The sequence below is a fragment of the Streptomyces sp. NPDC031445 genome (assembly GCF_055581365.1).
The window spans coordinates 417,860-431,359 of sequence record NZ_JBVIJO010000005.1 but is presented as its reverse complement, the minus strand read 5'-3'; the positions used below and the strand labels follow the sequence as shown (position 1 = coordinate 431,359).

Sequence of the window (13,500 nt, the reverse complement as noted above, 5' to 3'; positions counted from 1 at the left end):
CCTACGACGTGGTACTTGAACCCTTCAGGGAACAGTCCTGGCACCGGCCGAAGATCGCGAAGTGCTTCATGTCGGTGTCGAAACCGAACTGCCGGCGCAGCTTGTCCGTGAACTCCCCGGCCACGTCCAGGTCCGCCTCGATGACGTCGTCGCAGTCCCGGCACACCAGGTGCAGATGGTGGTGGCGGTCGGCGAGGTGGTAGGTCGGGGCGCCGTGCCCGAGGTGGGCGTGGCTGACCAGGCCCAGTTCCTCCAGCAGCTCCAGCGTGCGGTAGACGGTGGAAATGTTGACCCCCGACGCCGTCTTCCTCACTTCCACGAGGATGTCGTCGGGGGTCGCGTGCTCGAGGGTGTCCACGGCTTCCAGGACAAGCTGCCGCTGAGGCGTCAGCCGGTAGCCGCGCTGCCTGAGGTCGCTCTTCCAGTCGGTGCTCACCACACCGACGAGTCTAGAGCCACCGGGCGCGGTGCCACCGGACGAAGACGGCCTACTTGAAGAACGCGATGCCGTCGTCCGGAAGGTCGTCGGGGAGGGCCTTCGCCCAGCGCTCGACGTCCTCGGGGGTGACGACCTTCTTCAGCTGGGCCGACATGTAGGGGCGCAGCGGTACCTCGGGGGTCTGCTTCTCGCCGACCCACATCAGGTCGCTCTTGACATAGCCGTAGAGCCGCTTGCCGCCGCTGTACGGCCGGGAGTCCGCAGTGCGGGCGACGGCGTCCGTGACCAGGTCGATCTGCGGCTTCTTTTCGGCCATCTCGCCGTACCAGATCTCGATCACGCCGTCGTCGCGGGTCATCGTGACCTCGACCTTGCGGTCCGGGCGGATGCGCCAGAAGCCGGACTCGGACTCCAGGGGGCGGACCTTGTTGCCGTCCTGGTCGAGCACCCAGGTGCGGGAGTGGTACTCCAGGAAGTCCCGGCCGTCGTGGGTGAAGCTGACCTCCTGCCCGAAGTTGCACTTCTGAGAGCCGGGGAAGTCATGCACGCCCGCGCCGGCCCAGTTGCCGAGCAGGAAGGCGAGCGGGACAAGGTCCTTGTGCAGGTCGGACGGGATCTCGATCATGAGCGGAGGCTTTCGTGGGTGTGGATCAGCGCTGGCCCTGGAACAGCTTCTTCACGGTCAGACCGGCGAAGGCGAGCACGCCGACGCAGACCAGGACCAGCAGGACTTCGAAGAATGCTTCCACGGGTGCTCCTTGAGCGAGGGTGGGCGGACGACAGAGCCGCAGCCCAGCTTACGCGGCCGGGCCGGGGCGCTCCTTGCGAGGGGCGGCGCCGCCGAGGGCTACGCTTCCCGCATGGCGAAGAAGCTCGTGATCAAGGTGACGGCCGGGGCGGACGCCCCCGAGCGGTGCTCGCAGGCGTTCACGGTGGCCGCCGTGGCCGTGGCCAGCGGGGTCGAGGTCTCGCTGTGGCTGACCGGGGAGTCGTCCTGGTTCGCGCTGCCGGGCCGGGCCGCCGAGTTCGAGCTGCCGCACGCCGCGCCGCTGCCCGATCTGCTGGAGTCGGTCCTCGCCGCCGGACGCGTCACGCTGTGCACGCAGTGCGCCGCCCGCCGGGAGATCACGGAGAAGGACGTCGTCGAGGGCGTACGGATCGCGGGCGCGCAGGTCTTCGTGCAGGAGGCGCTGGCGGAGGAGACGCAGGCGCTCGTCTACTGAGCCCTCCCCGCAGGGCCGCCGGCGCTCCTAGGGCCGCGGGCGCTTCTTGCCGTCCAGTTCGTCCCACCACTCGTCGGACTGCGGGTCGCCGGAGGGGTCGTCCCACCAGCGGTCCTCCGGGCCCCGGCGGTTGGCGATCATCGCGGCGACCGGCGGGATGACCATCGCCAGCACGCACATGCCGACGGCCGCGGGCACCGACCAGATGCGGATGACCCCCCAGGCCAGGACGAAGAGACCGATGCAGGTCCCCATCATGGCGAAGTAGACGTGCCGACGCCGGGCGTACATACGTCCACTGTAGGTCCGGCACGGCCTGTCACAACTGATCCACAAATTCCCTGCGACCGGGCCCGGCGGGGTTACCGTGGCGTGTCCGTACCGGATTCACGAACACCGTCGCCGACCCGGGGGAACCTCCACATGCGCGCCCTGCGAATACTCCTGATCCTCGTCGTGGTCCTGGGCGGACTCTTCGTGATCGTGGACCGGGTCGCCGTGCACTTCGCCGAGGGCGAGGCCGCGGACAAGCTGAAGGCGACCCAGAACCTGTCCTCGACCCCGAGCGTGGACATCAAGGGCTTCCCGTTCCTCACCCAGCTCGCGGGCGGCTCCCTCGACGACGTAGAGGTCGGCATCAAGGACTACCAGGCCGCCACCGGCAAGCCCGGCCAGACCATCCGGATCGACGATCTGAAGGCCGACATGAAGGGCGTCGAGTTCTCCGGCGACTACAGCTCGGCCACCGCGTCCACCGCGACCGGCACGGCGTCGATCTCGTACGCCGAGCTGCTGAAGACGGCCAAGTCCGAGCCGACCGAGGTGGCCCCCGGCGTCATGGCCCGGGTCGTCGGCCTCTCCGACGGCGGCAACGGGAAGATCAAGGTCGCGGTGCAGGGGACCGTCCCGGCTCTCGGGGTCAAGCAGACGGTGTCCGTGCTCAGCTCGGTGGCCGTGGTGAACAACAAGGTCGAGGTGCACGCGGACTCGCTGCCGCAGCTGGGCGCCGCAGCGATCGCCGAGGACCGCATCCGCCGGATCACCGACTTCCAGCAGGCCGTCGATCAGCTGCCCGGCGGCATCAAGCTGGACAAGGTGGAGGCCGCGCCGAAGGGCGTGCGGATCAGCGTGCAGGGTTCGGACGTCAAGCTGGCGGGGTAGTCGGACGCCGGCGGAGACGGACGCCGGCGGACCGGGCGAGGGCGGTGACCGGTCTTGTCCGACTGGCGAGACGGTCACGTCCGTAGCGCAGATGCGATGACCTGGGCGAGCGCCCGGGGGCTGCCGGACGCCGTTCGGGGGGCATGCGTATCCCGCCATTCGGACGATCCCGTCTCGCCATGCGACACACCGGTGACACGCCCGCCCGGACGTCCCTACGATCGAGCCCATGAAGCGACAGGCGGATCTCACGAAGCGGCGGGCAGTGGACCTGTGCCGCGTTGCCGCCATGCTCTGTCGCCCCTTCTGAGCGGAAGCCCCGGCTCCCGCGTCTCACCCGCCCTGCTGCCAGGGCATCCGTGCGCCGCTCGGCACCGAGCGCGCCCCTCTCTACTCGCACGCCCCGCCGCGACTGCCCCGGAGGAGAAGAGCATGAGCCGCAGCGACGTCCTGGTCGACGCCGACTGGCTCCAGGAGCACCTGGACGACCCGACCATCGCGATCGTCGAGGTGGACGAGGACACGTCCGCCTACGACAAGAACCACATCAAGAACGCGATCCGCATCGACTGGACCAAGGACCTCCAGGACCCGGTCCGCCGTGACTTCATCGACCAGGAGGGCTTCGAGAAGCTCCTGTCGGAGAAGGGCATCGCCAACGACCACACGGTGGTTCTCTACGGCGGCAACAACAACTGGTTCGCGTCGTACGCCTACTGGTACTTCAAGCTGTACGGCCACGAGAACGTCAAGCTCCTCGACGGCGGCCGCAAGAAGTGGGAGCTGGACGCCCGTGAGCTGGTCGCCGGCGACGAGGTCCCCGAGCGCGCGAAGACCGACTACAAGGCCAAGGCGCAGGACACCTCGATCCGCGCCTTCCGCGACGACGTCGTGAACGCGATCGGCTCGCAGAACCTGGTCGACGTCCGCTCGCCCGACGAGTTCTCCGGCAAGCTGCTCGCCCCGGCGCACCTGCCGCAGGAGCAGTCGCAGCGGCCGGGCCACGTGCCGAGCGCCCGCAACATCCCGTGGTCGAAGAACGCCAACGACGACGGCACCTTCAAGTCGGACGAGGAGCTCAAGGAGCTCTACGCCGCCGAGAACGTGGACCTCGCCAAGGACACGATCGCCTACTGCCGCATCGGTGAGCGCTCGGCCCTGACCTGGTTCGTGCTGCACGAGCTGCTGGGCGTGGAGAACGTCAAGAACTACGACGGCTCCTGGACCGAGTACGGCTCCCTCGTGGGCGTGCCGATCGAGCTCGGCGCCGCCAAGTAACCCCCGACCTTCTGGTCGGACCGAGACCCCTCTGGAGAAACGCATGTGTGGAGCGAAGGCCGGCGGCCCGGACGCCTCGACGGTCAAGCCCGGTGAGACCACGATCCAGGGCCAGGTGACCCGCGACGGCGAGCCGGTGACCGGATACGTCCGACTGCTCGACTCGACCGGCGAGTTCACCGCGGAGGTGCCCACCTCCGCGACCGGCCAGTTCCGCTTCTACGCGGCCGAGGGCACGTGGACGCTGCGGGCGCTGGTGCCGGGTGCGACCGCCGACCGCACGGTCGTCGCCCAGAAGGGCGGCCTGGCCGAGGTCGCCATCGCGGTCTGAGCGGACCGCTGGAGGGCCTGTGACGGGCTCAGTGACGGCTGAGGGCCGCATCCCCCGGGTTGGACGCCAGTGGGGGGTGCGGCCCTTCGGCTGTGCACGGGCCCGCGTCAGCAGCGCCGGACCGCCGCGAGCCCGATCGCCGCGAGCAGCGCGCCGACGCAGAGTGCGACGAGGAAACCGCTGACGGCCGCACCGTCGGGCACGCGGCGCCCGGGACGGCGTCCGGGGCGGGGCGGGGGGCCCGGGTCGGGGACGTCGGGCGCACCACGCACCCCGGGACGCGGATCGGGCGCGAACGCGGGATGGAAGGGCGGCAGCGCGTAGGCCGGCGGGGTCGTGGCCCGGTCCCGTGGCGCCGGGTTCTCCCGCTGCCACCGCCCGCACTCCTCGTACGGCAGACCGCCCCCCTCGGCCGCCATGCGCGGTGCTCCGCCCGCTGGTGCTGGCGCAGCAGCACGTTCGCGTCGGTCTCGGCGCTGCGGTCGTACGCCACCCGCGCCGCCTCCCGCCGCTCCGCCAGCTCCAGACAGGCGGCACAGCCCGGCACGGGGCGCGGTGGCCGGCTCGCCTCGTCCAGGGGCGGCGGCAGCGACGGGACGCCCCTGGCGCGCTGGTTGACGGCCCGCACACCCGCCCCGATCCGCTCCCGGTCCGTGGCCGGACGCACCTTCTCGGGATCGGCCTGCCACTCCGCCCCGCCGCCGACGGGGCGCAGCATCACGTAGGGGCCGGCCCGGTCCCGGTACTCGCCGACCCTGTCGGTGGCGGGGTCGTAGAGAACTCGTCCCGGCTCGTGGGACTCGGGCGTCGTCGTCATCACGGCGGCCTGCTCCTTTCCAAGAACGCGTGTGCGCAGCGCGAAGAGGCGGCTACGCTGCGTGTTCGGCGGTGTTCAAGAGCATGACGCACGGAAACGGCGTCCGGGCTGCTGAGCGGGCCAAATTCCACGCGGGGCCCGCCAAATTCAACAAATTCAACAGGAGCGCGATGCCACAGCGGTTGGTGGTCACGGGACGGAGCCAGGAGCCGAGGGCGCGGTTCAGCGAGGAGTTACGGCGCCTGCGGAGCGAACGGGGGCTGAGCCTGCGGGACCTGGCGAAGGAGGTCGGCTGGGACGCGTCCCAGTTCAGCAAGATGGAGAGCGGGCAGACCCTGGGCGGACCCGAGGTCGTCCAGGCGCTGGACCAGTTCTACGGAGCGCCGGGGCTGTTGGTCACGCTGTGGGAACTGGCGGTGGCGGACCCGACGCAGTTCAAGGAGCAGTACCGGCGGTACATGCTGCTGGAGGCCGAGGCGATCAGTTTGTGGCAGTACTCCGTGAGCAGACCGCCGGGACTTCTCCAGACAGCCGGGTACGCACGCGAAGCGCTCGCCGCGGGTGGTCTCAGGGGCGAGGAGCTGGACCAGCAGGTCGAGGCGCGCACCGGACGGCGGTCGGTGTTGGAGGGGAGTGACCCGCCCCCGTTCCGCGTCCTCCTCTCCGAAGCGGTCCTGCGGAACTCGCTGCGCAACCCACGGGAGTGGAGGGGGCAACTGGAGCGCTTGGCGGAAGCTGCGGTGCAACCGAACATCACACTCCACGTGCTGCCGTTCGGCGTCGGGCTGCACGGCCTGGACAGTACCGACGTCATGTTCCTGAGGCTGCCCAACGGCCGTACCGTGGCTTACGTCGAGAACGACGTGCGCGGTGAACTGGTCGAGGAATTAAGCCAGGTTGAGCGTTTCCACCGCACATATGATGCGGTGCGCGACCAAGCCCTCTCCCCGGCGGAGTCGCACAAGTTCATCCTGCGGATGTTGGAGGAAGTCCCGTGCGAGCCATCGACCTGAGCAACGTGAAGTGGCGCAAGAGCAGCTACAGCAACTCGGACGGCGGCAACTGCCTCGAAGTCGCCGACAACCTCCCCCTCGTCCCCGTCCGGGACAGCAAGGCCCCCGCCCGTGGGGCCCTCGTCTTCGGGCCGGAGGCCTGGTCGGCGTTCGTGGACGGGGTCAAGGGGAACGCCCGCTAGATCTCCAGCAGCACCGTGAACGGCCCGTCGTTCGTCAGGGACACCCTCATCCGGGCGCCGAAGCGGCCCGTCGCCACCGTCGCGCCCAGGGCGCGCAGCTGGGCCACCACCTCGTCGACCAGGGGCTCGGCGACGTCGCCGGGGGCCGCCGCGTTCCAGGTGGGGCGGCGGCCCTTGCGGGCGTCGCCGTAGAGGGTGAACTGGCTGATCACCAGGAGCGGGGCGGCGATGTCGCTGCACGACTTCTCGTCGTGCAGCATCCGGACCGTCCACAGCTTGCGGGCGAGCTGCGCGGCCTTCTCCTTGGTGTCCTCATGGGTCACCCCGACGAGGACGCACAGCCCCTCGCCCTCGATCGCGCCCACCGTCTCGCCGTCCACGACGACGCTCGCGCCGTCCACCCTCTGCACCACCGCACGCATGCGGACCATCATGCCCGGTGTCCCGCACTAGTCCGCACGGGGTCCACTATGGATCTCTTACCGCCCATCTGGGGAAGTTCGCGCGCACTCGGTCACATTGCGGTCGGTTGGGGTGGCACGATGCTTCCCACACGCCGGTCGAGGGGACGGTCACACGCACCATGAGCACACCGAGTACCAGCGGGCGGCTGGGGACGCAGGGGACGTACCGGCCGCCCGTCCAGCGCGCCGACGGCTCCGCGGGCCCTGCTCTGCCCGCCGAGCCCGCCGAGCACGACCTGGCCCGGCTGAGCCTTCCCGAGGTGCGCGCCCTGCGCCGGGACGCCCAGCGCGACGAGGCGGACCTCAGCTATGTGCGGCGGCTGCTCCAGGGGCGGATCGACATCCTGCGCGCGGAGCTGGGACGGCGCGGCCGGGCGTCCGTGCCGGCGCCGGCGGACGGTTCCGTGGTCGACCGGCTCCCGGAGATCCTGAAGGACGCCCCGGCCCGGCAGCGCTCCTCGGCCCGCCATGTCACGCTCGGCACACCGCACAACGAGGAGTACGGGCAACTGGCCGCCGAGATGCTCGCCGAGGTCGAGCTGTCGGACCTGACGGCGCGTACGGACCTGGAACTGAGCGCCGCCATGGGGCGGTTGGTCCGCTACGAGCAGGAGGTCTCGCGGCGCCGCCAGCGGTTGCAGCGGACGGCCGACGACTGCAGCGGGGAGATCGCCCGCCGGTACCGGGAGGGCGAGGCCCAGGTGGACGACCTGCTGATGTGACGAAAGGGCGCCGCCTCGTGCGAGGTCGGCGCCCTGTCTGCGGTGTTTCCCTCCGCGTGCTCTGCATCCGTAGCGAGCTGTTCAGTTGTGGCTGTGCGATGTCGGTATTCAGATGTCGCTGTTCAGTTGTGGCTGTGCGCTCCGGCGGCCGTCCCCTGTCCGGGCTCCCGGCTCCCCTCCGGAAGGGAACCCGAGCGGCCAACCACTGGGAAGTCCGACCATGTCCCGCAAGTTGGTTGCCAACTTCACTGTACTTATGTCCGCTGGAATGCGGCTTATAACCAGCCGTCGGGGAACTGCCGCAAGTTGGCGGGAAGTTGTACTGTTCGACTGTGGACCCGGAGCACGCCTCCGCCAGTGGGCGGACGAGGCCCCAGCGGCACCGCTCGTCCCACCGCGAGATCGCCGACGAACTCCGCAGCCGGATCAGGTCCGGTGTGCTGCGGCCGGGCGAGCGCATGCCCACCCAGGCCAAGCTGGCCGACGAGTTCGGGGTCGAACGCGGCGCGGTGCGGCAGGCCCTGCGCATCCTGGCGTCGGAGCATCTGCTCACCGACGTTTCCAAGGGCAGCCCGGCCACCGTGGCGGCGGTCCCGGGGCCGGGGCGTCCCCCGGCGGGTCCCGCCGCGCCGCCGCAGCCCACCATGGTCGGCCTCGCGCCGCGCGTCGCCGCCGCCTTCGCCGCCCCGCACGTGCGGATCGACGCCCTCTGCCTGACCTCCGTCTCGCTCACCCTGGCGATCGGCGAGCCGCTGCGACAGATCCACGCGGGGCGGCTGAAACCGGCCAAGATCGACGTGCGGCTGCTGCTGCCCAGCCGCGACATCGACCTGGCCTTCCCTACGCCGGTGGGCGCCGACGACGGCGGTCTGCTGCGCCGGCGGTGGCTGGCCCAGCGCAACGCCCAGGGCCTGGTGCTGCGGCAGAACCTGCTGGCGCTGTGCACCACGCACGGGATCGACGTCCGGGTCTCCTTCCGGGCGCTGCCGTTCACCCCGCCGGTCAAGCTCTACCTGCTGGGCGACTCCGAGGCGCTGTTCGCGTACTACACGCTGGGGCGCCGGGAGCGGGAGATCGAGCACGAGCACGTGCAGCTGTACGACGCCGACGGCACCCGGTCCATGCTGTTCGCCTTCGAGCGGCGGGCCGGACAGCGGGACGCGACGTTCGTGGAGCAGTCCCGCCTGTGGTTCGAGGCGCTGTGGGAGACGATCAGCTCGGACCTGGCGCTGACGCCGTAGCCCGGCACGGAGCGCCGGCGCCCCGGGCCGGGCTACCGCGTCACAGCGCGGGACCGGCCAGCAGGACCGCCAGCAGGACGGCGCCGGCCGAGCTGACGGCCGGGCTCTCGGCCTTGACACCGACGGTGAGCAGGAACAGGCCGACGAGGCCGGCGGCGCCGAAGCGCCACTGGACGAGCTGCTCGGAGCCGACCACGAGGAGGGCGGAGAGGAGCGCGAGGACAGGCATGGACGTTCCCCCTTTCGGTCTGCCAACTTGACCAAGTTGGCGACCAACTCTGATTAAGTTGTCCCCACTTGGCACCTATCCGCAAACAACTTTTCAACAACTCCCCGTAGACGGTGACGGGTTGTAGCGTTTGGTCGTGACCCAGGAGAACGTGGCAGTGAATGGCAGCGGTCGGCTCACGTCCCAGCAGATCGCCGACACCCTGCGCGAACGCATCCGGACCGGTGCCCTCCGCGTCGGCGAGCGGCTGCCCACCCAGGCCGAGCTGGCCGGGGAGTTCGGCGTGGAGCGCGGCACCGTACGCCAGGCCCTGCGCGTGCTCCAGGAGGCCGGACTGCTCAGCAACGTCAGCAAGGGCAGCCCGCCCCGGGTCGCCGAACCGGGCCCCGCGCGCGAGGAACCGCAGCCGACCATGGTGGCCCTCGCGCCCCGGCTGACCGAGGCCTTCGCCGCGCCGCACGTGCGCATCGACGCCGTCTGCCTGACCGCGCAGAGCCTGATCCCCGCCCTCGGCGAACCGCTGCGCCTGATACACGACGGCCGGCTGCGACCGGAGCGGATCGACGTGCGCATCCTGCTGCCGTCCCGGGACATCAACCTCGCCTTCCCGGTATCGGTCGACGCCGGCAGCGACGACGACGCCGTCCACCAGCGGTGGCTGGCGATGCGCAACGCCCAGGGGCAGGTGCTCCAGTACAACCTCCAGGCCCTGCGCGGCACCCACGACATCGACGTCCACGTCGCCTTCCGGGCGCTGCCGTTCACCCCGCCGGCGAAGTTGTACCTGCTCAACGGCGCGGAGGCGCTGTACGCGTACTACATGGTCACGCGCCGCGAGGAGCCCACCGAGAGCGGGACGCTGGAGATGTACGACACCCTCGGCTCCGAGTCCCTGCTCTTCTCCTTCGAGAAGCGCACCGGGCGCCGGGACGCCGCGTTCGTGGAACAGTCCCAGAAGTGGTTCGACGCCCTCTGGGAAACCATCACCACGGACCTGACACTCTCCTAGTGACCACAGAGACAACGACTGACACGACGACCGGTACAGCGGCCGGCACGGCCACACAGCCCTGGGAACTGCTGCGCCGCGCCCGCGTGGTTCTCTGGGACTTCGACGGGCCCGTCTGCCGCCTGTTCGCCGGGCACAAGGCGGAGCGGGTGGCGGCCGGGCTGGTGGAGTGGCTGGCCGGCCGCGGACTGCACGGCCTGCTCGACGACGCCGAGCGCGAGGCGATGGACCCGCACGGCGTGCTGCGCGCCGTGGACCGCCGGCACGCCGGCAGCGACCTCGTCGCCGAACTGGAGGCACTTCTCACCAAGGAGGAACTGCGGGCCGCCGCGTCGGCGCTGCCCACCGCCTACGCCGACCCGCTGATCCGCACCTGGACCGCGGTCGGCTCCCGCCTGGCCATCACCACGAACAACTCCCCCCGGGTGGTCACGGCCTACCTCGACACCCGGGGCCTCACCGCCTGCTTCAGCCCCCACATCTACGGCCGCACCACCGACCTGCACCTGCTCAAGCCCGACCCGCACTGCCTGAACCGGGCCCTGAGCGCGATGGGCGCCGCCCCCTCGGACGCCCTGATGATCGGTGACTCCCCCTCCGACCTGACCGCCGCGCGCGACGCCGGCGTGCCGTTCCTCGGGTACGCGCGTAACGAACAGAAGGGGAAGCTTCTGCGGGAGGCCGGAGCCGAGTGCGTCGTCGGATCGCTGGAACCCCTGCTGCTGGCGCTGCGCCGCCGGTGACCGCGGCCCGCGCCGGGCCCGGGAGCCCGGCCGCCCGCCGACGCCGTGCCCACCCGCGGACCCGGGCGGTGAGGGGCGCCCCGACTCCCCGGGCTCCACCTTCGTGGACAGGATGACGGGCTGGTTCGAGGGAGTGTGGACGTTGCTCACCGACGAGGCCCGTGCCCATGCGATAGCATCCGCGCAGGCAGGCTGAGCGACCGCTCGGATCCCTGCGCGAGGGATGGCGACGAGCCGGCCTCGGACGACGCCGCACAGGTGAGTGTCAGACCACCGTTGGGCTACTCGGCTGGGCGCCCGGTCGTGCCGCCCGCCAAGCGGACTTACCGTTTCCCCAGCCTTCCCCTTTTCGTGTTCTCGCGCGATCGAACCTCCGGAGCGGCCAGTGGGCGCACCTCCCGTCCCCCTCGACACGACCGGGGGCCGCGCCGACGGAGCCCGGAGCCAGGCCGTCTTCCAGACGTTCCTGGAGTACGCCGCCGCCGAGGGGGCGGCCAGCGGCGGGTTCCACCACCAGAACTACGTGGTCCCGCTGTCCGAACCGGTGGCCCGGCTGCTCGGCCGGGAGCCGGGCGTCCCCGTGACCGTGCGGGTGCGGCGCAAGGGCGCGCTGCCGGTGGTGATCCGCACCTGGCAGAACGAGTCGGCGATCCTGCGGGCCGTCAACGGCGTGCTGCCCAACGTGCCCGAGTGCCTCGCCGAGGGCGACGGCTTCGCCATCCACAGCTATGTGGACGGCGTACCGCTGTCCAGCGTGTGCGGCGACGGCAAGCCGGTCGACGGCCTGCTGATAAGAGCGCTGGCGGGACTGCTCGCCGAGACGGCGCAGGTGCGCAGCAGCGCCACGCTGCCGCCGCTGCCGCCGCTGTGGCCGCGCAACTACACCGACAGCCAGGGCTTCCTCCAGGCCCTCGCCCGCATGGCCGACCTGCAGATCCGGCAGCCCAACCGGAGCGCGTTCGGCGGCCTGTTCGCCGCCCTGGGCATCCCGGAGGACGCGCTGGTGCGGCTGGCCGAACGCGTCCCGGCCATGGCACGCCGGCCGTACAGCCTGCTCCACGCCGATCTGCACCGCGACAACGTGATCATGTCGTACGGTGGCGACCCGCCCCTGATCCGCGTCGACTGGGAGCTGGCGAGCTACGGCGACCCGCTGCACGACCTCGCCACCCACCTGGTCCGGATGCGCTACCCGGACCACCAGGAGAAGGAGGTCGTCGACGCCTGGGCGCACGCCGTGCAGGCGGTCCGCCCCGCCGCCGTCAACGGGGTGGCCAGGGACCTGCCCCACTACCTCGCCTTCGAGCGGGCCCAGTCGGTGTACCCCGATGTGATGAGGGCGGCGCAGTCCCTCCAGGACGCCTTCGACCAGAAGAGCCTGGACGAGGCGACGGCCCGCGTGCACCGCGCCCTAAAGCTCGCCGCCGAGCCGCTGCGCCTGGGCCGGGTGCCCGGGGAGCGGGAGATCGAGGGCATCCTCTACCGCTGGCGGGCCGCGGCGGGCGACGCGGTGTGGCGCGGCGGCGCCGGGCGCGGCGGGCGGGTCACCCGGGCCATCGACTGGAAGCCGGACGGACGCGTCCCGGAGCACCCCGGCTTCCCCCGCCGGGCCGTCGGGGACGCCCTGCTCCTGGAGGGCGCGGCCCCGGCCGAGCGGGTGTTCAAGGGCACGGTGCACCTCAACACGGTGGTGTGGGCTCCCGGCACCGGCTTCCCCGTCGTCGTGCGGCGCAGGGTGGCGGACGCCCGCCGGCTGGAACGCAGCTTCCTCAGCGAGCACGCCGTGCTGCGGGCGATCGAGCAGTCCGGGGCGGCGGTGGCCGCGCCCAGGGTCCTGGCGCTGGGGGAGAGCCACTCCGGCAACCGGGCGTACTCCGGGGACCGCTTCGCGATCCACACCTACGAGGGTCCGCGCGATCCCGGCCGCAAGCCCGCCCACCCGGTCCACGGGCTGCTTCCGCAGGAGGCGGACGGACTCGTGGACCAGCTGGCCGCGCTCACCGGGGTCGACCACGCCCAGCTCGACCCGGTCGCCGTCGGCCTGGACTTCTACGACTGGCTCAGCGACCAGCTCGTCCTGCTCGTCGCCGGTCTGCCCCAGGAGTCGCAGCAGCTGGCCCGCTTCCTCGGGCTGCCCGGCGCGCCCCGGCTGCGCGAGATCCTCGGCCGGCACCGGCTCACCCGCCGCACCCCGGCCCTGCTGCACGGCGACCTCAACCCCTGGAACCTGGTGCGCCGGGACGACGGCCTGGCGCTGACCCTGATCGACTGGGAGATGGCGCTGGTCGGGGACCCGCTCTACGACCTGGTCCGGCACATGCACCTGACCCCCACCCGGCCGGAGATCCGGGACCGCATGTTCCGCCGCTGGGAGAGCCGCCTGCCACGGGAGTGCACCCGGAACTGGCGTCAGGACTGGCGGGTGTACCGGTGGATCGAGACGGTGCGTTCGGCGTACGTCGACCTCGACCGGCTGGTCACCGGAGCGAGCCGGGAGGCGCCCAACGTCCGCCGGGCACTGGACTCGTACGCGATGACGCTGGCGGCGGCCACCGCGTCGCTGGGCCTGACCATCCCGCCCCGGTGCAATCCCCACCTCACCCGCGCGCTGGGCCTGCGCACCGGTCAGGACGGCCCTGCGTAGGCTC

Annotated in this window: 18 protein-coding genes and 1 pseudogene; 12 read left to right on the top strand and 7 right to left on the bottom strand. The window is 71.3% G+C overall.

Annotated features, from left to right (window positions below):
* Position 1 precedes the first annotated feature (1 nt).
* Positions 2 to 439 carry a Fur family transcriptional regulator gene (locus tag ACZ5DC_RS17120; RefSeq protein ID WP_468653469.1) on the bottom strand — a complete coding sequence of 146 codons (438 nt, stop codon included), beginning with the start codon at positions 437 to 439 and terminating at the stop codon, positions 2 to 4.
* A 49-nt stretch (positions 440 to 488) separates the two neighbouring features.
* Positions 489 to 1,064, bottom strand: a complete 576-nt coding sequence (locus ACZ5DC_RS17115) for a heme-binding beta-barrel domain-containing protein (RefSeq protein WP_468653467.1) — start codon at positions 1,062 to 1,064, stop codon at positions 489 to 491.
* A 235-nt stretch (positions 1,065 to 1,299) separates the two neighbouring features.
* On the opposite strand from ACZ5DC_RS17115, the gene ACZ5DC_RS17110 reads away from it, so the two are divergent.
* Complete coding sequence (locus ACZ5DC_RS17110) at positions 1,300 to 1,662, top strand: DsrE family protein (RefSeq protein ID WP_468653465.1); 363 nt, start codon at positions 1,300 to 1,302, stop codon at positions 1,660 to 1,662.
* A 27-nt stretch (positions 1,663 to 1,689) separates the two neighbouring features.
* On the opposite strand, the gene ACZ5DC_RS17105 is transcribed toward ACZ5DC_RS17110, so the two are convergent.
* Positions 1,690 to 1,953, bottom strand: a complete 264-nt coding sequence (locus ACZ5DC_RS17105; protein WP_366754706.1) for a DUF3099 domain-containing protein — start codon at positions 1,951 to 1,953, stop codon at positions 1,690 to 1,692.
* 132 nt (positions 1,954 to 2,085) lie between these two features.
* On the opposite strand from ACZ5DC_RS17105, the gene ACZ5DC_RS17100 reads away from it, so the two are divergent.
* The 4 genes from ACZ5DC_RS17100 to ACZ5DC_RS17085 all read left to right on the top strand — a co-directional run bounded on the left by ACZ5DC_RS17100 (position 2,086) and on the right by ACZ5DC_RS17085 (position 4,432).
* Positions 2,086 to 2,823, top strand: a complete 738-nt coding sequence (locus ACZ5DC_RS17100) for an LmeA family phospholipid-binding protein (RefSeq protein ID WP_468653463.1) — start codon at positions 2,086 to 2,088, stop codon at positions 2,821 to 2,823.
* A 229-nt stretch (positions 2,824 to 3,052) separates the two neighbouring features.
* Positions 3,053 to 3,133: an Ms5788A family Cys-rich leader peptide gene (locus tag ACZ5DC_RS17095; protein ID WP_350751515.1), complete on the top strand. Its 81-nt coding sequence runs from the start codon at positions 3,053 to 3,055 to the stop codon at positions 3,131 to 3,133.
* 122 nt (positions 3,134 to 3,255) lie between these two features.
* A complete protein-coding gene (locus ACZ5DC_RS17090) occupies positions 3,256 to 4,101 on the top strand; it encodes a sulfurtransferase (RefSeq protein ID WP_468653461.1) in 846 nt (281 codons plus the stop codon).
* A gap of 43 nt (positions 4,102 to 4,144) precedes the next feature.
* Complete coding sequence (locus tag ACZ5DC_RS17085) at positions 4,145 to 4,432, top strand: DUF1416 domain-containing protein (protein WP_366754703.1); 288 nt, start codon at positions 4,145 to 4,147, stop codon at positions 4,430 to 4,432.
* Positions 4,433 to 4,539: 107 nt separating this feature from the next.
* Here the strand turns inward: ACZ5DC_RS17085 and ACZ5DC_RS17080 are convergent, their stop codons facing one another.
* Positions 4,540 to 4,851: a hypothetical protein gene (locus ACZ5DC_RS17080; RefSeq protein ID WP_468653458.1), complete on the bottom strand. Its 312-nt coding sequence runs from the start codon at positions 4,849 to 4,851 to the stop codon at positions 4,540 to 4,542.
* A 5-nt stretch (positions 4,852 to 4,856) separates the two neighbouring features.
* Positions 4,857 to 5,249 (bottom strand): annotated as a pseudogene (locus ACZ5DC_RS17075) (hypothetical protein); the annotation flags it as partial.
* A gap of 170 nt (positions 5,250 to 5,419) precedes the next feature.
* Between ACZ5DC_RS17075 and ACZ5DC_RS17070 the strand changes: the two are divergent.
* Together ACZ5DC_RS17070 and ACZ5DC_RS17065 are read left to right on the top strand one after the other, a co-directional pair.
* Positions 5,420 to 6,262, top strand: a complete 843-nt coding sequence (locus ACZ5DC_RS17070; RefSeq protein ID WP_468653456.1) for a helix-turn-helix domain-containing protein — start codon at positions 5,420 to 5,422, stop codon at positions 6,260 to 6,262.
* Entirely contained in the window at positions 6,244 to 6,444 is a 201-nt protein-coding gene (locus ACZ5DC_RS17065) for a DUF397 domain-containing protein (RefSeq protein ID WP_468653454.1), read from the top strand. The genes ACZ5DC_RS17070 and ACZ5DC_RS17065 overlap by 19 nt, the downstream gene beginning before the upstream one ends.
* Here the strand turns inward: ACZ5DC_RS17065 and dtd are convergent.
* Positions 6,441 to 6,866: a D-aminoacyl-tRNA deacylase gene (dtd, locus tag ACZ5DC_RS17060; RefSeq protein WP_468653452.1), complete on the bottom strand. Its 426-nt coding sequence runs from the start codon at positions 6,864 to 6,866 to the stop codon at positions 6,441 to 6,443. The two genes, ACZ5DC_RS17065 and dtd, sit on opposite strands and share 4 nt — an antisense overlap.
* Before the next feature lie 161 nt (positions 6,867 to 7,027).
* On the opposite strand from dtd, the gene ACZ5DC_RS17055 reads away from it, so the two are divergent.
* Entirely contained in the window at positions 7,028 to 7,630 is a 603-nt protein-coding gene (locus ACZ5DC_RS17055) for an RsiG family protein (RefSeq protein ID WP_468653450.1), read from the top strand.
* A 332-nt stretch (positions 7,631 to 7,962) separates the two neighbouring features.
* Positions 7,963 to 8,871 carry a winged helix-turn-helix domain-containing protein gene (locus ACZ5DC_RS17050; protein ID WP_468653448.1) on the top strand — a complete coding sequence of 303 codons (909 nt, stop codon included), beginning with the start codon at positions 7,963 to 7,965 and terminating at the stop codon, positions 8,869 to 8,871.
* A 40-nt stretch (positions 8,872 to 8,911) separates the two neighbouring features.
* Here the strand turns inward: ACZ5DC_RS17050 and ACZ5DC_RS17045 are convergent, their stop codons facing one another.
* A complete protein-coding gene (locus ACZ5DC_RS17045; protein WP_468653446.1) occupies positions 8,912 to 9,100 on the bottom strand; it encodes a hypothetical protein in 189 nt (62 codons plus the stop codon).
* A gap of 130 nt (positions 9,101 to 9,230) precedes the next feature.
* Between ACZ5DC_RS17045 and ACZ5DC_RS17040 the strand changes: the two genes are divergently transcribed.
* From ACZ5DC_RS17040 to ACZ5DC_RS17030, 3 genes are all read left to right on the top strand, one after another.
* The gene (locus ACZ5DC_RS17040) at positions 9,231 to 10,109 is read left to right on the top strand and encodes a GntR family transcriptional regulator (RefSeq protein ID WP_468653444.1); all 879 of its coding nucleotides are present in this window, start codon (positions 9,231 to 9,233) and stop codon (positions 10,107 to 10,109) included.
* Between the two features lie 86 nt (positions 10,110 to 10,195).
* Positions 10,196 to 10,852, top strand: a complete 657-nt coding sequence (locus ACZ5DC_RS17035) for an HAD family hydrolase (protein WP_468653560.1) — start codon at positions 10,196 to 10,198, stop codon at positions 10,850 to 10,852.
* Positions 10,853 to 11,237: 385 nt separating this feature from the next.
* Complete coding sequence (locus ACZ5DC_RS17030; protein WP_468653442.1) at positions 11,238 to 13,496, top strand: phosphotransferase; 2,259 nt, start codon at positions 11,238 to 11,240, stop codon at positions 13,494 to 13,496.
* The last annotated feature ends 4 nt before the right edge of the window (positions 13,497 to 13,500 follow it).